This window comes from Actinosynnema sp. NPDC091369, from assembly GCF_044757065.1.
Lineage (GTDB): Bacteria > Actinomycetota > Actinomycetes > Mycobacteriales > Pseudonocardiaceae > Actinosynnema.
Map to the genome: position 1 here is coordinate 1,636,254 of NZ_JBIVUG010000001.1, position 22,295 is coordinate 1,658,548.

Below are 22,295 nucleotides of genomic sequence, written 5' to 3' on the forward strand. Positions count from 1 at the left end.
CCCGGACGGCGGCACCCCCCGGTGTCGCAGGCCGCCGTGCGGCCGGTGCGGTGGACGGGTCCGACTCTGCCGAACGGCGCTCACACTTGACTCACGCCGTCACAGAGGGCTGTCGGGGCGCTGCCCTATGCTTCGGCGCGCACGTTGGGGGGTGGCGCGTGGAGCTCGAGTTCAAGGTGCTGGGGCCCCTTGAGGTCTGGCACGGTGGCAGGCAGGTGGTGTTGCCGACGGGCAAGGCGCGCGTGCTGCTGGCGAGTTTGTTGCTCCGCGCGGGTGACGTGGTGCCGACCGATGCGCTGGTGGACCGGCTGTGGGACGGCCGGTCGGCGAACCCCGCCCGCACCAAGGCGACGTTGCACATGGTGGTGACCAGGCTGCGGCAGTCGCTGGGCGAGGCGAACGTGGTGCGCACCGCCGTGGGCGGGTACGCGGCCGAGGTGCCTCCGGGTGCGCTGGACCTGCACCGGTTCCGCGAGCTGGTGGGCCGCGACCGGCTCGCCGAGGCACTGGAGCTGTGGCGGGGCGCGCCGCTGTCGGACGTGCCTTCGGACGTGCTGCACGGCGAGGACGTCGCGCCGCTGCTCGAGGAGCGCCTCGACGCGCTGGAACGGCGGCTCGACGCGGACCTGGTGGCGGGCCGGGCCGCGGAGGTGGTGCCGGAGCTGCGGTCGCTGACCCGCGAGCACCCGCTGCGGGAGCGGTTCTGGGGTCAGCTGATGGAGGCGCTGGCGGCCTCGGACCGGCAGGCCGAGGCGTTGGCCGCCTACCGGTCGGTGAGCGCGCTGCTGGCCGAGCAGCTCGGCGTCGACCCGGGCCCGCGGCTGCAAGAGCTGCACCAGCGGGTCCTCACCGCCGCGCCGGACGTCGCCGCGCGCCCGTCGAGCGCGCCCCAGCCGGTGTCCGCGCCGCGGCAGCTGCCGATGCACACCCGGTACTTCGTCGGCCGGGAGCGGGAGCTGGCCGCGTTGTCGGCGCTGCTCGACCAGGCCGCGGGCGCGGCGGTGATCCCGGTGATCAACGGCGCGGCGGGCGTGGGCAAGACGGCGTTGGCGCTGCACTGGGCCGGCCGCAACGCGCACCGCTTCCCGGACGGGCAGCTCTACGTGAACCTGCGCGGGTTCGACCCGGCGGGCGTGCCGACGAGCCCGGACGAGGTGCTGCGCGGTTTCCTCGGCGCGCTGGGCGTGCCGCTGGAGCGCATCCCGTCCGGGTTGGACGAGCAGGTGGGGCTGTACCGGAGCCTGCTGGCCGAGCGCCGGGTGCTGGTGGTGCTGGACAACGCGGCGGACAGCGAGCAGGTCCGGCCGCTGCTGCCCAGCGGCTCGGCGTGCCTGGCCCTGGTGACCAGCCGCAACCAGCTCGACGGGCTGGTGGTGCGCGAGGGCGCGCGACCGCTGCCGCTGGGCGTGCTGTCGGACGGCGAGTCGACCGAGCTGCTGGTGCGGCAGCTGGGCGCGCGGCGGGTGGACGCCGCGCCGGCCGCGGCGCGCGACCTGATCGGCCACTGCGGCGGGTTGCCCCTGGCGTTGTCGGTGGTCGCGGCGCGGGCGGCGGCGCACCCGGACTTCACGCTGGGCGAGCTGGCCGGTGAGCTGGCCGACGAGCGGACCCGGCTGGAGGCGTTGGACACGGGCGAGGCGGCGACCAGCGTCAAGACGGTGTTCTCCTGGTCCTACGCGCGCTTGAGCCCGGCCGCGGCGCGGATGTTCGTGCTGCTGGGGGTGCACGCGGGACCGGAGGTGTCGGTGCCGTCGGCGGCGAGCCTCGCGGGCGTGCCGCCGCGGGCCGCCCGCCAGGCGCTGGCCGAGCTGAGCAGGCTGCACATGATCGCCGAGCCGGTGCCGGGCCGCTTCACGCTGCACGACCTGGTGCACGCCTGCGCGCGTGACCTGGTCGCCGCGGAGGAGGACCGGGCGGGGGTGCGGGAGGCGCTGCGGCGGGTGCTCGACCACTACCTGCACACCGCGGACACGGCCGACCGGCTGCTGTACTCGCAGCGCGAGGAGGTGCCGCTGGCCGAGCCCGCGCCGGGCGCGGTGGTGACGGAGCTGACCACGCGGGCCGACGCGCTGGCGTGGTTCCACCTGGAGCAGGCGTCGCTGTTCGCCGCGGTCGGGCACGCCGCCGCGCACGGCTTCGACGCGCACGCCTGGCAGTTGGCGTGGACGACCACGGCGTTCGCCCGGCTGCGGTCGTACTGGCACGAGCAGGCCAGGTGCCTGGAGATCGCGCTGGCGTCGGCGCGGCGGTTGGGCGACCGGGTCGCGCTCGCGTCCACCCACCGCGGCCTGGGCCGGATCCTCGTGGTGCTGCGGCGGTTCCCCGAGTCCGAGGTGCACCTCACCGCCGCACTGGAGCTGGCGCGCGAGCTGGGCGACCGGCAGAGCCAGGCGCACATCCACCGCCACCTCGGCGGGCTGTACGAGGCGTGGGAGCGGCTGCCCGAGGCGCTGCACCACGCCGAGCAGGCGCTGGCGGTGTTCGAGCGGCTGGGCGACCGGCCCGGCACGGCCCGCGCGCTCAACGCCGTCGGCTGGGCCCGCGCGATGCTCGGCGAGGACCTGCGCGGGGCGTTGGCCGACTGCGGCCGGGCCCTGGTGCTGGCCCGCGAGGTCAACGACGTGCTGGCGGAGGCGGCCACGTGGGACAGCCTCGGCTACGTGCACCACCGGCTGCACGAGCTGGACGAGGCCGTCCGCTGCTACCGGGAGGCGCTGCCGCGGTACCGGGAGAGCGGTGACCGCTACGAGGAAGCCGCGACGCTGCAGCGGCTCGGCGACACGCACGTGCTGGCGGGCGACCACGAGGCGGCGCGCGAGGCGTGGCAGGCGGCGCTGGACATCCTGGAGGAGCTGGGGCACGGCAACGTGGCGGCGTTGCGGGCGAAAGCGGCCGGTCTGCCGTGACCGGGCCGGTGACCCGCTTCGCCGTCCTCGGGCCGCTGGAGGTGTGGCGCGGCGACGAGCCGGTGGTGGTGCCCGCCGGGCGGGGCCGGGCGCTGCTGGCCGCGTTGCTGCTGCGGGCGGGCCAGGTGGTGACGGTCGACGAGCTGGTCGAGCGGCTGTGGGACGGCGCGCAACCGAACCCGCAGCGCACCAGGGCGACGCTGCACATGGTGGTGGCCCGGTTGCGGCAGGCGCTGGGCGATCCGACCGTGGTGCGCACGGTGACGCACGGCTACCTGGTCGACGTCGCGCCGGGCGCGCTGGACCTGCACGAGTTCCGCGACCTGGCGGGGCGGGGCCGGTACGCCGAGGCGCTGGCGCTGTGGCGCGGCACGCCGCTGTCGGACGTGCGGTCGGACGTGCTGCACGCCGAGGAGGTCGCGCCGCTGCTGGAGGAGCGGCTGACGGTGCTGGAGCGGCGCATCGAGGCGGACCTGGAGGCGGGCCGGGCCGCCGAGCTGGTGCCGGAGCTGCGGTCGCTGACCCGAGAGCACCCGTTGCGGGAGCGGTTCTGGGCGATGCTCGTGCACGCCCTGCACCGGTCGGGGCGCACGGCTGAGGCGTTGGCGGCGTACCAGGAGGTGCGCGTGCTGCTGGCCGAGGAGCTGGGGGCGGAGCCGGGCGAGCAGTTGCGGGAGGCGCACCGGCTGGCCCTGGGCGCGGCGCCGGAGCCGCCCGGCCGGGTGGGCGCGCCCCGGCAGCTGCCCGCCGACGTGCGCAGCTTCACCGGGCGGCGGGACGAGGTGGCCGCGCTGGACCGGTTGGCGGCGCACGCGCGGGCCGCCACCTCGGTCGCGATCACCGGCATGGGCGGGTTGGGCAAGACGGCGCTGGCGGTGCACTGGGCGCACCGGGTGGCGGCGGACTTCCCCGACGGGCAGTTGATGATCAACCTGCGCGGGTACGACCCGGACTTCCCGCCGCTGACCCCCGAGCAGGCGCTGACCCAGCTGCTCGGCGGGCTGGGCGTGCCCGCGGAACGGGTGCCCGCGGCCCTGGACGAGCAGGTCGCGCTGTACCGGTCGGTGCTGGCCGACCGGCGGATCCTGGTCGTGCTGGACAACGTCGCCGACGTGGCGCAGGTGCGTCCGCTGCTGCCGCCCGGCGCGGGCAACTTCGCCGTGCTGACCGGTCGCAACGACCTGCGCGGCCTGGTGGCGCTGGACGACGCCGTGCTGGTCCGGCTGGACGGCTTGGCGCCGGCCGAGGCGGTGGACCTGCTGCGCCGCGTCCTCGGCCCGGGCCGGGTGGACGCGGAGCCGGACGCGGTCGCCGAGCTGGTGGACGTGTGCGCGGGGTTGCCACTGGCCCTGCGGGTGGCGGCGGCGACGCTGGCGGGCGAGCCGCGCGGCGTGGCCGACTACGTGGCCGCGGTGAAGGCGGGCGACCCGCTGGCCGAGCTGGAGATCCCCGGCGACCCGGCGTCCGCGGTGATCAGCACCTTCCGCCTGTCGTACCGGGCGTTGACGCCGGCCGCGCAACGGCTGTTCCGGCTGCTCGGCGTCGCGCCGTGCCGGGACTTCACGGTCGAGACCGCCGCCGCGCTGGCCGGCGTGGGACCGGTCGAGGCGAGGCGGGCGCTGGGCGAGCTGCTGCGCGCGCACCTGCTGGAGCAGCCGCGGACGGGCCGGTTCGCGCTGCACGACCTGCTGCGGCTGCACGCGGAGACCTGCGCGCAGGCCGAGGAGCCGGTGGAGGAGCGGGAGTCGGCCGTGGTCCGGCTGCTCGACTTCTACCTGCACAACATCGACCGCGCGGACCGGGTGATCCGGCCGACCCGCACCGAGCTGCCGCTGACCCCGGTCGACGGCGCCGTGCCGCTGCTGGCGTTCGTCGACCAGGAGGAGGCGGTGGCCTGGGTGGACGGCGAGATGCCGAACCTGCGGCTGGTGATCCCGTACGCGGGCGAGCGCGGCCGGGACGAGCACGCGTGGCAGATCCCGACCGCGCTGTGGGGCTACCTGTACCGCCACTACGTGTGGACCGAGTGGCGGCAGTTCACCGAGATCGCGCTGGCGTCCGCGCGCCGGCTCGGCAACCGGTTCGCCGAGGCGGTCGCCCTGCACACGCTCGGCGGCATCACCCGCAACATGCGGCCCGAGGAGGCGCTGGACCACCTGCACCAGGCGTTGGCGATCCGGGAGGAGATCGGCCACGTGCACGGCATGGCGGCCAGCTGCCTGGAGCTCGCGGGCGCCTACGAGTCGTTCGGCCGGTACGACGAGGCCGTCCGGTTCGGCGAGCGGGCGGTGCAGCTGTGGGCCGGGTCGGGCAACGAGCCCGCGCTGGCGATCGCGTTGAACAACCACGCCGGCACGTTGAGCGCGGCCGGTCGCCACGAGCAGGCGCTGGAGGTGTGCCTGCGCGCCGTCGAGCTGTACCTGCGGCTGCCCGGCCGGCTGGCGGTGGGCGTGGTGGAGGAGACGTTGGCGCAGGTCCTCATCGGCCTCGGGCGGCTCACCGACGCGGCGGCGACCTACCGGCGGATCTTCACGCGGGGCGTCGGCGAGCTGAACAGCCTGTCCGCCATGCGGACCCACCTGAACTACGCGGACCTGCTGCTGCGCCTGGGCGACCCGGGCACCGCGCGGGTGCACCTGGCCCAAGCCCTGGAGCTGTGCGTCAAGGCGGGTTTCCCGCAGGAGGCCGAGATCCGCGCCCGGCTGGCCGGCCTGGGCTGAGCGCGGGCCGACGTCGCGGGGCGCCGACGGGGAGGAGTCGGCGACCCCGCGATCCGGTCGTCACCGCGGCGAGGGCCGGCGAGCGCGTCGCCCCCCGACGACCCGCCCGCCACCGGGACCGGCTTCCCCCCTGGGTCGGACTTCCGGTCCCGCGGCCCACTGGGGGTCGCGGCGGTGCACGTGACCACTGTGCGCGGCGGGCCTCACAGTCGGCTCACGGCGTCCTCACGGGGACGGGAATCTCCGGCGACGCCGGGCGCCGGGGTCGGGTACACATGCGGCGTCGACACGACGTGGAGCGGAGGGCTGCCCGGCATGACGGCGAACATCCGGTTCGGCGTGCTCGGACCGCTGGACGTGCGGCTCGGCGAGCGGCCGGTGCCCGTGCCCGCGGGGCGGGCGCGCGTGCTGCTGGCGACGTTGCTGCTGCGCGCCAACCGGCCGGTGGCGGTGGACGACCTGGTCGAGCGGCTGTGGGACGGCGACGCGCCGAACCCGCGCCGGGCCAGGGCCACGTTGCAGATGGCGGTGACTCGGCTGCGGCAGGCGCTGGGCGAGGCGAACGTGGTGCGCACGGCCCCGAACGGCTACCTGGCCGACGTCCCGCCCGGCGCGCTGGACCTGCACCGGTTCCGGGAGCTGGTGGCGGCGGGCGACTTCACGGCGGCGCTGCGGTTGTGGCGTGGCGAGCCGCTGTCGGACGTGCCGTCGCCGCTGCTGCACGCCGAGGACGTGGCGCCGCTGCTGGAAGAGCACCTGGTCGTGCGGGAACGCCGGATCGAGGCCGACCTGGAGGCCGGACGGGCCGCCGGGCTCGTGCCGGAGCTGCGGTCGCTGACCCGTGAACACCCGTTGCGCGAGCGGTTCTGGGGCCTGCTGATGCTGGCCCTGTCCCGCGTCGGGCGTCGGGACGAGGCGCTGGCCGCGTACGAGGAGCTGCGGTCGCGGCTGGCCGAGGAGCTGGGCGTCGACCCGGGGCCGAACGTGCGGCGGCTGCACCGCGACCTGCTCGACGCGCGGCCCGTGCCGCGGCAGGTGCCCGCGTCCCACGGGCTGTTCGTCGGCCGCGACGCCGAGCTGCGCGAGCTGGACAACCTGCTGGACGGCGACGCGGGCACGGTGGTGATCTCGGCGATCGGCGGCGCGGCGGGCGTCGGCAAGACGACGCTCGCGCTGCGCTGGGCGAACCGGGTGGCCGACCGGTTCCCCGACGGGCAGCTGTACGTGGACCTGCGCGGGTTCCACCCGGAGGCCGAGCCGGTGCCGCCGGGTGAGGCGATCCGCGGCTTCCTGGAGGCGCTGGGCGTGCCGGGCGACCGGTTGCCGGTCGACCTGGACGCCCGCGCCGCGCTGTACCGGACCGTGCTGGCCGACCGCCGGGTGCTGGTGGTGCTGGACAACGCGCGCGACAGCGACCAGGTGCGGCCGCTGCTGCCCGGCGGCGCGCTGCCCCGGGTGCTGATCACCAGCCGCAACGACCTGAGCGGCCTGGTGGTGCGCGAGGGCGCGGTGCCGCTGCCGCTGGGCCTGCTCGCCGAGCCGGACGCGCGGTCGTTGCTGGAGCGGCAGGTCGGCGCGCGTCGGGCGGCGGCCGAACCGGAGGCGCTGGCCGCGCTGGTCGGGAACTGCGGCGGGTTGCCGCTCGCGCTGGCCATCGTCGCCGCCCGCGCCGCGGCGGACGCTTCGCTGCCGCTGAGCGCGTTGGCCGCCGAACTCGCCGACCAGCGCACGAGGCTGGCCGCGTTGGACGCGGGTGGCCCGACGACCGACCTGCGGGCCGTGCTGTCCTGGTCGAGCGGGCAGCTGAGCCCACTCGCCGCGGAGGTGTTCTGCCTGCTGGGCCTGCACCCCGGGCCGAACCGGAGCGCGGAGGTGATCGCGAGCATGGCCGGCCTGCCGCCGGCACGGCTGCGCGAGCCGCTGCGCGAGCTCGTGCGGTCCCGGCTGCTGTCCCAGCCCTCGCCGGGCCGGGTCCTCTCGCACGACCTGGTGTGCCTCCACGCGGGCGCCCAGGCGCGCGAGCACCTCACCGACGCCGAGCGGCGCGACGTGCTGCGCCGCATGCTGGACCACTACCTGCACACCGCCGACCGGGCCGACCGGCTGCTCTACCCGCAGCGCGACCCGCTCGACCTCGACCCGGCGGACGACGCGGTGGTGCTGACCCCGCTCGCCGACCACCGCGACGCGCTGGCCTGGTTCGAGGCCGAGCACCAGGTGCTGGTGACGCTCATCGGCTGGGCGCACGAGCGGGGTTTCCCCGCGCACGCGTGGCGGCTCGCGTGGTCCTGCGCCACCTACTTCCAGCGCCGGGGCCACTGGCACGACCAGCTGGCGACGCAGCGGATCGCGCTCGCGTCCGGTGAGCAGCTCGGCGACCTCGACGCGCAGGTCCGGGCGCACCGCAACATCGGCCTGGTGCGGATGAAGCTCGGCGAGCTCGACCACGCGGCCGAGCACTACCGCCGTGCGCTGGAGCTCTCCGCGGAGCTGGGCGACGCGTTCGGCCGGGCCCGCGCGCACCGCGGGTTGGCGGCGGTGTTCGAGCGGCAGGGCCGGTACGCCGACTCGTTGCGGGAGTGCCGCAGCGCGTTGGAGCTGTTCCGCGAAACGGGTGACGCGTGCACGGTGGCGGGCGCGCTGAACGCGGTCGGCTGGTTCCACTCCCTGCTGGGCGACCACGACGCGGCGCTGGAGCACTGCGGCGAGGCGCTGGAGGTGTTCCGGGCGGTGGGGGACCGGTTCGGCCAGGCGAACGCGCTCGACAGCCTCGGGCACGCCCTGCACCACTCGGGCCGGCCGGACGAGGCGGTCGCCCGGTTCCGCGAGGCCGTGGAGCTGTGGCGCGACACCGGTTCGCGGGACGAGGAGGCGTACACGCTGCGCCGCTTGGCGCACGCCGAGCGGGATCGGGGCGCGGTCGACGAGGCGGTGGCGGCGGCGCGCCAGGCGTTGGCGATCTTCACCGAGCTGGACCCGGAGGAAGCGGAGTCGCTGCGCGGCGAGATCAGCCGACTGTCGTCGTGAGGTCACCGCCCGTGATCACGCCGGTACACTCGTCACCGTGCGAGGGGGGCCGGTGACGACTGAGTTCAAGGTGCTCGGACCGCTCGAAGTCCGGCACGCGGGCCACCCCGTCGCCGTCCCCGCGGGCAAGGCGCGGGTCCTGCTGGCCGCGCTGTTGCTGCGGGTGGGCGAGGTCGTCACCGCCGACGAGCTGGTCGAGCGGCTGTGGGACGACCGCCCGCCCGACCCGGCCCGCGCCCGCGCCCGCGCCACGCTCCAGATGACGGTGACGAGGTTGCGCCGCGCGCTCGGTCCCGCGAACGCGGTGCGCACCGCCGGCGGCGGCTACGTCGCCGACGTGCCCGCGCACGCGCTGGACCTGTGCCGGTTCCGGTCCTACGCGGCCGAGGGGCGGTACGCGGAGGCGTTGGCGCTGTGGCGCGGCACGCCGTTGTCGGACGTGCGGTCGGACGCGTTGCACCGGCTGGAGGTCGTGCCGCTGGAGGAGGAGCGGCTGTCCGTGCTGGCCCGGCGGGTCGACGCAGACCTGGCCGCGGGTGCGGCGACCGAGCTGGTCGGCGAGCTGCGGGCGCTGACCCGGGCGCACCCGTTGCGGGAGCGGTTCTGGGCGCAGCTGATGCTGGCGCTGTACCGGTCGGAGCGGCAGGCCGAGGCGCTGGCCGCCTACCGCGCGGCCCGCGAGGTGTTCGCCGCCGAGCTGGGCGTCGAGCCGGGCCGCGCGCTGCGCGAGCTGCACGAGCGGATCCTCGTCGCCAACCCGGACGTGCCGCCGGCGCGGTCGGTGGTGCCGCACCTGCTGCCCTCGCGCGGCCCGCACTTCGTGGGCCGGGACGCGGCGCTGGCCGAGCTGACCGCGTGCGCGGAGGCCGGGCCGGGCGTGGTGGTGGTCGACGGCATGCCGGGGATCGGGAAGACGGCGCTGGCCGTGCACTGGGCGAACCTGGCCGCCGAGGCGTTCACCGGCGGTCGGCTGTACGTGAACCTGCGCGGGGTCGACTCGTCGGCCGAACCCGTGCCGCCGGGTGAGGTCGTCCGGGGTTTCCTGGACGCGCTCGAGGTGCCAGCCGCGCGGGTGCCCGCGTCGTTCGAGGCGCAGGTGGCGTTGTTCCGCCGCGCGGTGCAGGGCCGCAAGCTGCTGGTGGTGCTCGACAACGCCCGTGACGCGGACCAGGTGCGGCACCTGCTGCCCGACGGCGCGTTCGTGGTGGTCACCAGCCGCAACCGGCTCACCGGCCTGGCCGCCCGGTCGATCACCCTGGGGCCGCTCGACGACTCGGAGTCGCGCGCGCTGCTGGACCGCAGGCTCGGTGGGGACCGGGTGGAGGCGCAGGAGGCCGCGACGGGGACGCTGGTGGAGCTGTGCGCCGGCCTGCCGCTCGCGCTGGCGCTGGTGGCGACCCGGGCCGCGGTCAACCCGCACTTCACGTTGGCGCACATCGCCGACGAGCTGGCGAACGGGCAGGACCCGTTGGAGCACTTGGACGCGGGCGAGGACGACGCCCGCCTGAGCACCGCGTTCTCGTGGTCGTACCGGCTGCTCGGGCCGGCCGCCGCCCGGCTGTTCCGGCTGCTGGGCCGCCACCCCGTGCCGGCGGTGCCGGTGTCCGCGGCGGCGGCGCTGGCGGGCCTGCCCGTGCCCGACGCGGTGGCCGCGGTGGCCGAGCTGACCGACGCCCACCTGCTGACCGAGCCGGCCGAGGGCCGCTTCTCGACCCACCCGCTGCTGCGGCGGTACGCCGCGGAGCTGTCCGAGACCGCCGGCGACGACGCCGACGCGGCCACCGCACGGGCGCTGACCTGGTACGCCCACACGGCGGCCAACGCCGTCGGCCGGCTGCCCGACCAGGTCGCCGAGACCCTTCCCGCCCGGGACTGCGTGCGGCCGGACGAGTTCACGTCGACCGCCGAGGCGTCGGCGTGGCTCCGGTCCGAGTGGGACCACTTCGTCCGGCTGGTGCGTGCCGCGACAACCGAGTAGCCACCCGGCGGCACGTCGTGAACCATGTCAACGCCGAGGTGGAGGGGGTCTGGTGATCGAGTTCGCCGTGCTCGGTCCGCTGGAGGTGTGGCACGGCGACGTGCTGGTGCCGGTTCCGGCCGGTCGGGCGCGGTTGTTGTTGGCGGTGTTGCTGCTGCGGGCGAACCGGCCGGTGTCGGTGGACGAGCTGGTGGACCGGTTGTGGGACGGCGCCGCGTCGAACCCGGACCGGGCGAGGGCGACGTTGCAGATGGTGGTGCGGCGGTTGCGGCAGGCGTTGGGTGAGGCGAACGTGGTGCGGACGGCGACGAACGGCTACCTGGCCGAGGTGCCTCCGGGTGCGCTGGACCTGGACCGGTTCCGCGCGTTGGTGGCGCAGGAGCGGTTCGCCGAGGCGTTGGCGCTGTGGCGGGGCGACCCGCTGTCGGACGTGCTGCGGCCCGAGGAGGTCGCGCCGCTGTTCGAGGAGCGGTTGGCCGTGCTGGAACGCCGGGTCGAGGCGGACTTGGCGGCAGGTCGGGCCGCCGAGCTGGTGCCGGAGCTGCGCGCGCTGACCCGGGAGCACCCGTTGCGCGAGCGGTTCTGGGCCGCGCTGGTGCTGGCCCTGCACCGGTCGGGGCGCACGGTCGAGGCGTTGGCGGCCCACCAGGAGGTGCGCGCGCTGCTCGCCGACGAGCTGGGCGTGGACCCCGGGGAACGCCTGGGCGACGCGCACCAGGAGGTCCTGGGCGCGGGGGTCGGGCCACGCGGCCGGCCGATCGCGCCCCGGCAGCTCCCGGCGGACGTGCGCAGCTTCACCGGGCGGCACGGGGAGCTCGCGGAGCTGGACCGGGTGGCGGGTGACGCGCGGGTGGTCGCGATCACCGGCATGGGCGGGCTGGGCAAGACGGCGCTGGCCGTGCACTGGGCGCACCGCGTGACCGCGGGCTTCCCGGACGGGCAGCTCGTGGTCAACCTGCGCGGCTACGACCACGACGTCCGGCCGCTGACCCCCGGTCAGGCGTTGACCCACCTGCTCGGCGGGTTGGGCGTGGCACCGGAGCGAATCCCACTCGGGCTGGACGACCAGGTCGCGCTGTACCGGTCGGTGGTCGCCGACCGGCGCACCCTGGTCGTGCTGGACAACGCCGCCGACGTGGCGCAGGTGCGTCCGCTGCTGGCGCCCGGCGGCGGGAACTTCACCGTGATCACCGGCCGCGACGACCTGCGCGGCCTGGTCGCGCTGGACGACGCCGTGCTCGTCCGGCTGGACGGGCTCGCCCCGGCCGAGGCGGTGGACCTGCTGCGCCGCATCCTGGGCCCGGACCGGGTGGACGCCGAGCCGGACGCGGTCGCCGAGCTGGTGGACGTGTGCGCGGGGCTGCCGCTGGCCCTGCGAGTCGCCGCGGCGACCCTGACCGTCGAGCCGGGCGGCGTCGCGGACTACGTGGCCGCGCTGCGGTCGGGCGACCGGCTCGCCGAGCTGGAGATCCCCGGCGACCTGCCCGCCGCGGTCCGCTCGACGTTCAACCTGTCGTACCGGAAGCTGACGCCGGCCGCGCAGCGGCTGTTCCGGCTGCTCGGCGTCACGCCGTGCCGCGACTTCACCGCCGAGTCCGCCGCGGCGCTGACCGGCGTCGGCGTGGCGGAGGCGCGGTCGACGCTGGGCGAGCTGCTGCGCGCGCACCTGCTGGAGCAGCACCGGCCGGGCCGGTTCGCGCTGCACGACCTGCTGCGGCTGCACGCCGAGGGCCGCGCCCGGACCGACGAGACCGAGCACGAGCGCGACCGGGCCGTGGACCGGCTGCTCGACTTCTTCCTGCACAACGTCGACCGGGCGGACCGGGTGCTGCGCAAGAGCCGCACCGAGCTGCCGCTCACCCCGCTGACCGACGCCGTGCCGCTGGTGGCGTTCCCCGACCGCCGGCGCGCCGTGGGCTGGGTGGACGACGAGTTCGCGAACCTGCGGGTGCTGATCGGGTTCGCGCGGGAACGGGGCAGGCTGGAGCACGCCTGGCAGCTGCCCACCGGCCTGTGGGGCTACCTGTACCTGTCGTCGCACTGGGCCGAGTGGGCGACGTTGACCCGGGTCGCGCTGGACTCGGCGTGCCTGCTGGGCAACCGGTTCGCCGAGGCCGTCGCGCTGCACACCCTCGGCAGCATCCACCGCAACACGCTGCGCGGTGAGGAGGCGGTGCCGCTGTTGCGCCAAGCGCTGGAGATCCGCGAGGAGATCGGGCACGAGCACGGCATCGCGGTGACCCTGACCGAGCTGGCCAGCGCGTACCAGGCGCTGGGCCGCTACGAGCTGTCCGTCGAGCACAGCAAGCGCGCGGCCGAGCGGCGCGCCGAGCTGGGCGACCTCGCCGGCCTGGTCGTGACGTTGAACAACTACGCCGGGACGCTGCTGCTCGCGGGCGACCCGGAGCAGGCGCTGGAGGTCTGCCTGCGGGCGGTCGCGCTCAGCGAGCGGATGCCCGACCAGCCGGACTTCGGCGCGGTGAAGGACACCCTGGCGCGGATCCTGGCGGAGCTGGGCCGGTTGCGGGAGGCGGCGGACACGTACCGGGCGATCCTGGCGCACGGCACCGAGGCGTGGAGCGGGCTGAACCTGGTGCGCCTGCACGCCAACTACGCCGACCTGCTGCTGATGATGGACGACCCGGAGGCGGCCCGGACCCACCTGGTCCGCGCGCTGGACCTGTCGGTCGAGCGGGGCCTGCCGCACGAGACCGGACTGCGGGCCCGGCTCGCCGCGCTCGGGGTGACCGCGGACGAGCGGCGTGAGCTGCGCGGACGGGCATGAGAGGGTCGTGGGCGTGACGACGACGCGGTTCAACGTCCTGGGGCCGCTGGAGGTGTGGCACGGCGACGTGCTGGTGCCCGTCCCGGCGGGTCGGGCGCGGTCGTTGCTGGCGGTGCTGGTGCTGAACGCGAACCGCCCGGTGACGGCCGACGAGCTCGTCGACCGGCTGTGGGACGGCGCCGCGCCGAACCCGGACCGGGCGAAGGCGACGTTGCAGATGGTGGTGCGGCGGCTGCGGCAGGCGTTGGGTGAGGCGAACGTGGTCCGCACGGCCACGAACGGCTACCTGGCCGAGGTGCCCCCGGACGCGCTGGACCTGGACCGGTTCCGCGCGTTGGTGGCGCAGGAGCGGTTCGCCGAGGCGTTGGCGCTGTGGCGGGGCGACCCGCTGTCCGACGTGCCGCACGTGCAGGACGTGGCGCCGCTGCTGGAGGAGCGGCTGACCGTGCTGGAACGCCGGATCGACGTCGACCTGGCCGCGGGCCGGGCCGCCGAGCTGGTGCCGGAGCTGCGCGCGCTGACCCGGGAGCACCCGTTGCGCGAGCGGTTCTGGGGCCAGTTGATGCTGGCGCTGGCCCGGTCCGGCCGGCAGGCCGAGGCGCTGGCCGTCTACGACGCGCTGCGCGGCCGGTTGGTCGACGAGCTCGGCGTCGACCCGGCGCCGCGGTTGCAGGAGCTGCACCGGCGGATCGTGACGTCCGAGGAGACGGCCTCGGCCGCCGTGTCCGCGCCGCGCCAGCTCCCCGCGCACACCCGGTTCTTCGTCGGCCGCGGCCCTGAGCTGGACCTGCTGGCCGGGCTGCTCGACCCGGCGTCCGGCGCGGGCGGCGGCACCGTGGTGATCTCCGCGGTCGACGGCGCTGCCGGCATCGGCAAGACCACGCTGGCGCTGCACTGGGCCGCGCGGCACGCCGACCGGTTCCCCGACGGGCAGCTCTACGCGGACCTGCGCGGGTTCGACCCGAGCGGCTCACCGGCCGACCCCGGCGAGGCGCTGCGTGGCTTCCTCGGCGCGCTGGGCGTGGCGCGGGAGCGGATGCCGTCGACGACGGACGAGCTGGTCGGCCTGTACCGCAGTGCGACGGCCGACCGGCGGGTCCTCGTCGTGCTGGACAACGCCCACGACAGCGAGCAGGTCCGGCCGCTGCTGCCGAGCGGGCCGGGCTGCTCCACCGTGGTGACCAGCAGGCGTCGGCTGGACGGGTTGATCGTGCGGGAGGGCGCCCGGCCGCTGGCCCTGGGCGTGCTGACCGACGCCGACGCGTTCGCGCTGCTGCGGCGGCAGCTCGGCGAGGAGCGGGTGGCGGCCGAGCCCGAGGCCGCGCGGGAGGTGGTGGCGCACTGCGCCGGGCTGCCGCTGGCGCTGGCCGTGGTCGCCGCACGGGCGGCGGCGCACCCGGAGTTCCCGCTGCCCGCGTTGGCCGCCGAGCTCGCCGACGAGCGCACCCGGCTCGACGCGCTCGACACCGGTGACGAGGTCGCCGGCGTCAAGGCCGTCATCTCGTGGTCGTGCGAGCGGCTCACCCCGGCCGCCCGCCGCGTGTTCGAGCTGCTGGGCCTGCACCCCGGGCCCAGAGGTGTCGGTCCCGGCCGCCGCGAGCCTGGCCGGGATCGCGGTGCGCGGCGCACGGGCGTGCCTGCGCGAGCTGAGCGGGATGAACCTGCTGGTCGAGCACCGGCCGAGCCGCTTCTCCCTGCACGACCTCGTGCACACCTACGCCCGCGAGGTCGTGGTCGAGCGCTTCGGCGACGCGGAGCGGCGCACCGCCCTGCACCGCCTGCTCGACCACTACCTGCACACCGTGAAGGAGGTCGAGTGCGTGCGCGCCCCCTATCGCGACTCCGACACGCCCCTCGACCCGCCGCTGCCCGACGTGGTCGTGACCGGCGCCGCCGACCGCGACGACGCGCTGGCCTGGCTGGAGCTGGAGAAGGCCACGGTGTTCGGGGTGGTCGAGCACGCGTCCCGGCACGGCTTCCCCGCGCACACCTGGCGGCTCACCTCGTGGCTCACGTCGTTCTGCGGCCGGCGCGGGTACTGGCGGGAGGCGCTGCGCTGCCACCGGCTGGCCCTGGACTCGGCCCGCGAGCTCGACGACGGGGCCGCACTCCTGGCGGTCCACCGCGGCCTGGGCCGCATCCACGTCGTGCTCGGGCACTTCGAGGAGTCGGCGGCGCACTTCGAGCGGGCGCTGGCCTCGGCGCGCGCCACCGGTGACCGCCGCGCCCAGGCGACCATCCACGCCGACCTCGGCGTCCTGCACGAGGACGACGGGCAGCACGTCGAGGCGCTGCACCACGCCCGGGAGGCCCTGGGGATCGCGGACGAGCTGGGCGACGCCATGCTCTACCGCCGCACCCTCAACTCGGTCGGCTGGCTGCACGCCCTCCTGGGCGACCACCGCACCGCGCTGGACCACTGCCGTCGCGCGTTGGCGCTGCACCGCGAGGCCGGCGACGTGTCCGGCGAGGCGGTCGTCTGGGACAGCCTGGGCTACGTCCACCACCACCTCGGCAACCCGGCCGACGCGGTGCGCAGCTACGACGTCGCGCTGACGATGTACCGGTCCATCGGCGAGCGCTACGAGGAGGCCCTCACCCTGGACCGGCTCGGCGACACGCTCGCCGCCTCCGGCGACCGCGACGCGGCGCGCCGGATGTGGTCCGAGGCGGTGCTCGTGCTGGACGACCTGGGTCACGCCGCCGCGGACCGCGTCCGGACCAAGGCGGGATCGCCGTGACCGCCGCGGGAGCGCGCCCGCAGGTCCGGTTCAACGTGCTGGGCCCGCTGGAGGTGTGGCACGGCGACGTGCCCGTGCCGATCCCCGCCGGCCGCGCGCGGGTGCTGCTGGCGACGTTGCTGCTGCGGGCGAACCAGCCGGTGCCGGTGGACGCGCTGGTCGACCGGCTGTGGGACGACGGCGCGCCGAACCCCGACCGGGCCAAGGCGACGTTGCAGATGGTGGTCCGACGGCTGCGCCAGGCGCTCGGTGCCGCCAACGTGGTGCGGACGGCCACCAACGCGTACGTGGCCGAGGTCGACCCGGAGTCGGTCGACCTGCACCGGTTCCGCCGGCTGGCGGCGGAGGGCCGCCACGCCGAGGCGTTGGCGTTGTGGCGCGGCGACCCGCTGTCGGACGTGGAGTCGGACGCGCTGCACCGCGAAGACGTCGAGCCGCTGCGCGACGAGCGGTTGGTGGTGCTGGAACGACGGGTCGAGGCGGACCTGGCGGCGGGCCGGACCGCCGGGCTCGTCCCCGAGCTGCGGGCGCTGACCAGGGCGCACCCCCTGCGCGAGCGGTTCTGGGGTCAGCTGGTGCTGGCCCTGCACGACAGCGACCGCCAGGGCGAGGCGCTGGCCGCGTTCCGCGAGGTGCGCGAGCTGCTGGCCGAGGAGCTGGGCGTCGACCCCAGCGACTACCTGCGCGCGGTGCACCGCACCGTGCTGGCCGGTGACGCGAGGCCCGCGCTCACGCCGTGGACCGCCCTGTGCCAGCTGCCTCCCGACACGGCCGACTTCATCGGCCGAGACGACCTCTGCGCGCGGGCGTCGGCGCTGCTCACCGTCCCATCGCGGACGGCGGTGCCGGTGGTCGCGATCACCGGGGCGCCCGGCACGGGCAAGAGCACCCTGACCGTCCGCGTCGCGCACGCCCTGCGGGACCGGTTCCCGGACGGCCAGCTGTTCGTCCGCCTGGACGGGGCCGGCGCCGTGCCGCGCGACCCGGCCGAGGTGCTGGCCGAGCTGCTGACCGCGGTCGGCCTCAACCCCGCGGCCATGCCGGACCGGCTGGAGGCCCGCGCCGCCGCGTTCCGGTCCCGCGTCGCCGACCGCGCGGTGCTCCTGGTCCTGGACGACGCGGCGGGCTTCGAGCAGGTGCGGCACCTCCTCCCCGGCACGGCGACCAGCGCCGTGCTGATCAGCAGCCGCCACCGGCTCGCCGGCCTGCCCGGTGTCCGCTCCCTGCGGGTGCCGCCGCTGACCGCCTCGGCGGGACTCGCCCTGCTGTCGCGGGTGATCGGCGAGCACCGGGTGGAGGCGGAGGCCGGGGCCGCGGTCTCGATCGCGCAGGCGTGCGGCGGCCTGCCGCTGGCCCTGCGGATCGTCGGCGCCAGGCTGGCCGCGCGCCCGTCGCTGCCGCTGGCCAAGCTGGCCGACCGGCTCGCCGACGAACGCCGCAGGCTGGACGAGCTGGCCGCGGGCGACCTGGAGGTCCGGGCGGGCCTGGAGCTGAGCTACGAGGCGTTGCCGCCCGGCGCGGCGCTGGCGTTCCGCAGGCTGGGGCTGCTCGGCGCGTCCGACGTGGCGTCCTGGGCGGTCAAGGCGCTGACCGGGCTGGCCGACCCGGAGCAGCCGATCGAGCAGCTGGTCGAGGCCAACCTGCTGGAGGAGGTGGGCCGTGACGCTACCGGCGAGCCGCGCTACCGGCTGCACGACATCCTGGCCGTCTACGCCGCCGAGCTGGTCGACCACGACGACGGCGGCGCCCCGGCGCTGCGCGCCTACCTCGACGCGCTGACCGCGCTCGCGGACGCCGCGTGCCACCGGCTGGCGGTGACCGTGGACGAGCTGCCCCTGCTCCCGGTGAAGCCGTCGGACGTGCTCACCGCGCCGGAGGTCGACCGGTTGACCGCGGACGGCGCCAAGTGGCTGCTGGTCGAACAGGTCCAGCTGGAACGCGCTGTCGAGGTGGCCTGCCGCGAGGGCTGGGGTGTGGCGGCGGCCTGGCTCTACGAGCGCACGGTCAGGTACCTCGACGTCTTCATCCCCCTGGACCGGGTGGTGGAGCTGGCCGAGCGGGTCCAAGGCGTCCTGCACGCCGAGGGCCACGTCCGGTTGACGTGGCGCGTGGAGTTCCACCGGGCGTACCAGCTGCTCAAGCGGTCCGTCGAGGACGGCTTGTTGCGGCAGCTGGAGCAGTGCGCCGAGGTGTTCCGGCGGTACGGCGACACCGTGGAGGAGGCGATCGCCCTGGCGACGCTGGCGCACTACTGCCACATGAACGGACAGGGGTCGGCGATCGACCTGGCCCGTCGCGCGGTCGAGGTCGGGCGCGCCAGCGGTTCCCGGACCGCCTACTGCTCGACGGTGCGGGAGTTGGCCCTGATCCTCGGCGAGTCGGGTCGACATCAGGAGTCCCTGTCCTGCTTCGACGAGGCGTTGGCGATCTCCCGCGATCTCGGCCTGACGCTCCCCGAGGCGCAGGTGCACTACGGCATCGCCCGGTGCGCGCTGGACAACGGCGACCTGGACCGGGCGGTCGAAGCGGCGGACCGGGCGGTGCGGCTGATCGAGACGATCGACGACCCGCGGGCCGCGGGCTGGGTGACGAACCTCGCCGGCCGGGTGAAGTTGGCCGTCGGCGACCACGCCGAGGGCGTGCGCCTCGCCAGGCGGGCGCACCGGATCTTCGTCGACATCGGCGAAGGCGTCGGCGTGGTGGACGCGGTGGCGTCCATGGCCGAGGGCTACCTGGAGCTGGGCAGGCCCGAGGACGCGGTGCGCGAGCTGGAACCGGCGATGCGCGAGTACCGGGACGTCGGCGCGGCCCAGGCGACCGAGAGGATGCGGCGGGCCTTCCGGCGGGCCTCGGCGGTGGTCCCGCGACCCGGCGGCGCACCGTCGGTCCCGTGAGGTATGCATATGCAGGCCCGCCCCGGCCGACGAGGGGATGACGGATGAGCTTGCACGTGGCGGTGGACTTCGGCACGTCCAGCACCTGCGTCGCCATGTCCCGGCACGGCCGCGAACCGCAGGTCGTCGTGGTCGACGGGCAGCCGATCGTGCCCTCCGCGGTGTTCGCCGCGGCCGACGGCACGCTGTTCGTCGGACAGGAGGCCGAGCGCCAGGCGGCGGTGGACCCGTCCCGCTACGAGCCGCACCCCAAGCGCCGCGTCGACGAGGGCGAACTGCTGCTCGGCTCCAGCGTGCTGCCCGTCGTCGACGTCGTGCGGGCCGTGCTGACCAGGGCCGTGGACGAGGCGCGGCACGTGGCCGGCGGCGCCCGGGTCGACCTGCTGGTGCTCACCCACCCGGCGGACTGGGGCGCGATCCGCACCAGGGTGCTGCTCCAGGCCGCCCGGGGGCTGGGCCAGGAGATCCGGCTGGTGCCCGAGCCGGTCGCGGCGGCGGTGTTCCACTCGGCGACCCACGCCATCCCCGACGGCGCGGCGCTGGCCGTGCTCGACCTCGGCGGCGGCACGGTGGACGCCAGCGTGGTGACCCGCCAGGGCAGCACGTTCCGAGTCCTGGCCACCAAGGGCGACCCCGGCTTCGGCGGCGCGGACGTCGACCAGGCGCTGCTGGAGCACGTCGGCTCGCTGGTCGCGCCCGGCGACCCGGACGCGTGGCGGCAGCTCGTCGAGGGCCGCGAGCTGGCCGACCGCCGCAAGCGCCGGGTGCTGCGCCAGGACGTGCGCGGCGCGAAGGAGACGCTGTCCCGGCACGCCTACACCGACGTGCCGATGCCGCCGCCGTTCCCCGACGCCCACGTCACCCGCACGGACCTGGAACGCCTGATCAGCACGCCGCTGACCCGCGCCGCCGCCCTGGTGGTGACGGCCGTGCGGGACGCCGGCCTCGACCCGCGCGGCCTGGCCGGGGTGTTCCTGGTCGGCGGGTCCAGCCGCATCCCGCTGGTGGCCCGCCTGGTCCTGGAGCAGTCCGGCGTGGTGCCCACGAGCATCGACCAGCCGGAGACCGTGGTGGCCCGGGGCGCGCTGCGGGCGGTGAGCGTGGACCCGCTGCGCACGGGCGCGCTGCCCGCCGGCCAGGGCGACGTCACGCAGAAGATCACCGACAACCAGACCCGCAAGATCACCCGGCGGATCACACCGCCCTCGCCGCCCGCCGGGTTCCCGCAGCCCGGGTACTTCCCGCCGCCCGTCCCCCCGCCCGCACCGGCCCGCCGCAGCCGCGTGCCGCTGCTCGTGACGGCCGTCGCCGTGGTGGTCGCGATCGTCGGCGCGTCCGTGGCGTACGCGTTGACCAGGGAGAACGACATCGGCGGCGGGGCGACCACGCCCGCCGCGCCCACCACGACCGCGTCCGGTGTCACGGGCAAGACCATCGCGCAGTACGACTACAGCTTCGTCGCGCCCGGCGGCTGGCAGCAGACCGGCGGCCAGGTCGAGACCCGCAAGGTGCTGCTCAAGCCCGAGGCGGCCGGGTCCGACCTGGACGTCATCGCGGTGGAGGAGCGGTTGCTCAACTACAACGCCACCGAGGACCGGGGCCGGGCCGAGACCGAGCTGCGCGACCAGTACGACCAGCGCGAGAACGTGTCCGATTTCGACCCTTCCGCGGACTTCGGCGCCAAGGATGTCGTTTACTACCGGGAACAGGCGGGGTCGGCCGTCATCGACTGGTACGTGCTGTTCCAGGACGACGTCCAGGTCAGCGTCGGGTGCCAGTACCCGCAGGACGGGCGCGACCGGGTCCGCCCCGCGTGCGAACAGGTGGTCGGCACGCTGACCGTGACCAAGTGACTGTGTGGGGAATGTGATGACCGGCATCCCGGAGGTCTTCGCCCGGTTCCGCGCCGACCTCGACGCGGCGGTGACCAGAGGTAGGCGGGCCGCCGCCGCCGCGGGCGAGCGGAGCGCGGCCCAGCGCGAGCGGAACCGGCAGCTCGCCGAGCAGGCCAAGGCGCGGCAGGTCCGGCCCGACCGGCACGCGCCCACGTCGCCGGACGTGCAGCGGGTCGCCGCCGGTTTTCGGCAGCACCGCGGCCTGCCCGTCGAAGAGTTGCCGTCGGGCCCCGAACTGCTCGCGCCGGAGAAATCGCGAGAGCAAACGGACGCTAATGCAAATCCGGTTCCGCCGCGGCCCGTGCTCGGTTCCCGCCCGGTGGCGGGCCCCAGCGGCCAACTTCCCCCCGAAAGGGGCGATGACGAGGACTTTTCGCAAGCGCGAATCCTCTACTGAACGGGCTCCGACGTCTCCTGCGTTTACAACCGCAACGACTTCCGAAGAAGTCGGGACAGCGTGGAACCGGACATGGCAAGGTCTGCGTCGTAAGAGGCGTACCAAGCGAGAACGCCTGATCTCATCTACCAAGGGGGTCGCACCCAAATGGCCGGTTACGAGACTGGATCACAGGAGCTCTTCGATGCCGCCAAGGACATCGTGAGCACCAACAACAACGTGCAGGGCGTCCTGGGTCAGCTCGGCGGCACGATCGACGGTCTGTCCAGCGCGTGGAGCGGTGGCGCCGCCCTCGCGTTCCAGAAGCTGATGGAGCGCTTCCGCGAGGACGCCGACAAGCTGCAGAAGGCGCTGCTCGACATCGCCGACCAGATGGACGGCAGCGCGCAGACCTACGTCCAGCAGGAAGAGGAGCAGGCGCAGGAGATGTCGGCGATCACCAACCGCCTCGGTGGCTGACGCTTCGCATTGGCGCCTCGTTTCCGTTCCTTTCGCTTTTCCTTCTCTTTCTGACTTCACCTCCAAGGGGAGACCATGGACACCAACCAGATCAAGGTCGACTTCGGCTCGCTGAGCAGCGCCGCCGGTGACATCACCAACCAGGCCGGCAAGATCCAGTCCGAGCTGGACAACCTGAAGTCCCGCCTCGCGCCGGTCATCGCCCAGTGGGGCGGTGGCGCGTCGGAGAACTACCAGGCCGCCCAGCGCGCGTGGGACGAGTCCGCCGCCGGCCTCCAGCAGGTGCTGGCCCAGATCGGCACGGCCGTGCAGTCCGCGACCGACGCGTACCAGGCCGCGGAGTCGAAGAACGCCGCTCGCTGGTGACTTCGGTCACCTCGGTGTGACCCCCCGCGTGGCCCCGGGAACCTCGAGGTTCCGGGGCCACGCGTCTGTTCGCGGCCGGTTCGGGACCCCCGTTTTGACCCACGCCGACCCCAACCGGTATCTTCCT

General features: G+C 75.4%; 11 protein-coding genes and 2 pseudogenes. All 13 read left to right on the forward strand.

The genetic code is table 11. The annotated features are described in order from the left end of the window. The first annotated feature begins 158 nt into the window (after positions 1 to 158). The 13 genes and pseudogenes from ACIQMJ_RS08250 (at position 159) to ACIQMJ_RS08310 (ending at position 22,168) form a co-directional block, all read left to right on the forward strand. A complete protein-coding gene (locus tag ACIQMJ_RS08250; protein ID WP_499760199.1) occupies positions 159 to 2,906 on the forward strand; it encodes an AfsR/SARP family transcriptional regulator in 2,748 nt (915 codons plus the stop codon). Beyond that, the gene (locus tag ACIQMJ_RS08255; RefSeq protein ID WP_499760200.1) at positions 2,903 to 5,626 is read left to right on the forward strand and encodes an AfsR/SARP family transcriptional regulator; all 2,724 of its coding nucleotides are present in this window, start codon (positions 2,903 to 2,905) and stop codon (positions 5,624 to 5,626) included. The genes ACIQMJ_RS08250 and ACIQMJ_RS08255 overlap by 4 nt, the downstream gene beginning before the upstream one ends. 315 nt (positions 5,627 to 5,941) lie before the next feature. After that, on the forward strand, positions 5,942 to 8,653 hold the full coding sequence (locus ACIQMJ_RS08260) for an AfsR/SARP family transcriptional regulator (protein WP_499760201.1): 2,712 nt from the start codon (positions 5,942 to 5,944) through the stop codon (positions 8,651 to 8,653). A gap of 52 nt (positions 8,654 to 8,705) precedes the next feature. Then, entirely contained in the window at positions 8,706 to 10,631 is a 1,926-nt protein-coding gene (locus tag ACIQMJ_RS08265) for an AfsR/SARP family transcriptional regulator (RefSeq protein WP_499760202.1), read from the forward strand. A gap of 52 nt (positions 10,632 to 10,683) precedes the next feature. Further along, positions 10,684 to 13,416, forward strand: coding sequence for an AfsR/SARP family transcriptional regulator (locus tag ACIQMJ_RS08270; RefSeq protein WP_499760203.1), 2,733 nt, complete (start codon positions 10,684 to 10,686; stop codon positions 13,414 to 13,416). A gap of 73 nt (positions 13,417 to 13,489) precedes the next feature. Next, positions 13,490 to 14,095, forward strand: a pseudogene (locus ACIQMJ_RS08275) (AfsR/SARP family transcriptional regulator); the annotation flags it as partial. Positions 14,096 to 15,071: 976 nt separating this feature from the next. Then, positions 15,072 to 15,563, forward strand: a pseudogene (locus tag ACIQMJ_RS08280) (hypothetical protein); the annotation flags it as partial. Continuing rightward, complete coding sequence (locus ACIQMJ_RS08285) at positions 15,564 to 16,157, forward strand: tetratricopeptide repeat protein (RefSeq protein ID WP_499760271.1); 594 nt, start codon at positions 15,564 to 15,566, stop codon at positions 16,155 to 16,157. Next, the gene (locus ACIQMJ_RS08290; protein ID WP_499760204.1) at positions 16,154 to 19,051 is read left to right on the forward strand and encodes an AfsR/SARP family transcriptional regulator; all 2,898 of its coding nucleotides are present in this window, start codon (positions 16,154 to 16,156) and stop codon (positions 19,049 to 19,051) included. Before ACIQMJ_RS08285 ends, ACIQMJ_RS08290 begins: the two co-directional genes overlap by 4 nt. Positions 19,052 to 19,095: 44 nt before the next feature. Then, positions 19,096 to 20,904: a type VII secretion-associated protein gene (locus ACIQMJ_RS08295; protein WP_499760205.1), complete on the forward strand. Its 1,809-nt coding sequence runs from the start codon at positions 19,096 to 19,098 to the stop codon at positions 20,902 to 20,904. A gap of 16 nt (positions 20,905 to 20,920) precedes the next feature. Next, on the forward strand, positions 20,921 to 21,343 hold the full coding sequence (locus tag ACIQMJ_RS08300; RefSeq protein WP_499760206.1) for a hypothetical protein: 423 nt from the start codon (positions 20,921 to 20,923) through the stop codon (positions 21,341 to 21,343). Positions 21,344 to 21,490: 147 nt separating this feature from the next. After that, the gene (locus ACIQMJ_RS08305; protein ID WP_499760207.1) at positions 21,491 to 21,802 is read left to right on the forward strand and encodes a WXG100 family type VII secretion target; all 312 of its coding nucleotides are present in this window, start codon (positions 21,491 to 21,493) and stop codon (positions 21,800 to 21,802) included. A gap of 75 nt (positions 21,803 to 21,877) precedes the next feature. After that, positions 21,878 to 22,168 (forward strand): WXG100 family type VII secretion target, encoded by a 291-nt coding sequence (locus ACIQMJ_RS08310; RefSeq protein ID WP_499760208.1) that lies wholly within the window; start codon positions 21,878 to 21,880, stop codon positions 22,166 to 22,168. The last annotated feature ends 127 nt before the right edge of the window (positions 22,169 to 22,295 follow it).

What these genes read in the sequence shown, in the direction of transcription:
- ACIQMJ_RS08300 (WP_499760206.1), top strand. Translation starts at nt 20,921, where the DNA reads ATGACCGGCATCCCGGAGGTCTTCGCCCGGTTCCGCGCCGACCTCGAC.
- ACIQMJ_RS08295 (WP_499760205.1), top strand. Translation starts at nt 19,096, where the DNA reads ATGAGCTTGCACGTGGCGGTGGACTTCGGCACGTCCAGCACCTGCGTC.
- ACIQMJ_RS08260 (WP_499760201.1), top strand. Translation starts at nt 5,942, where the DNA reads ATGACGGCGAACATCCGGTTCGGCGTGCTCGGACCGCTGGACGTGCGG.
- ACIQMJ_RS08305 (WP_499760207.1), top strand. Translation starts at nt 21,491, where the DNA reads ATGGCCGGTTACGAGACTGGATCACAGGAGCTCTTCGATGCCGCCAAG.
- ACIQMJ_RS08310 (WP_499760208.1), top strand. Translation starts at nt 21,878, where the DNA reads ATGGACACCAACCAGATCAAGGTCGACTTCGGCTCGCTGAGCAGCGCC.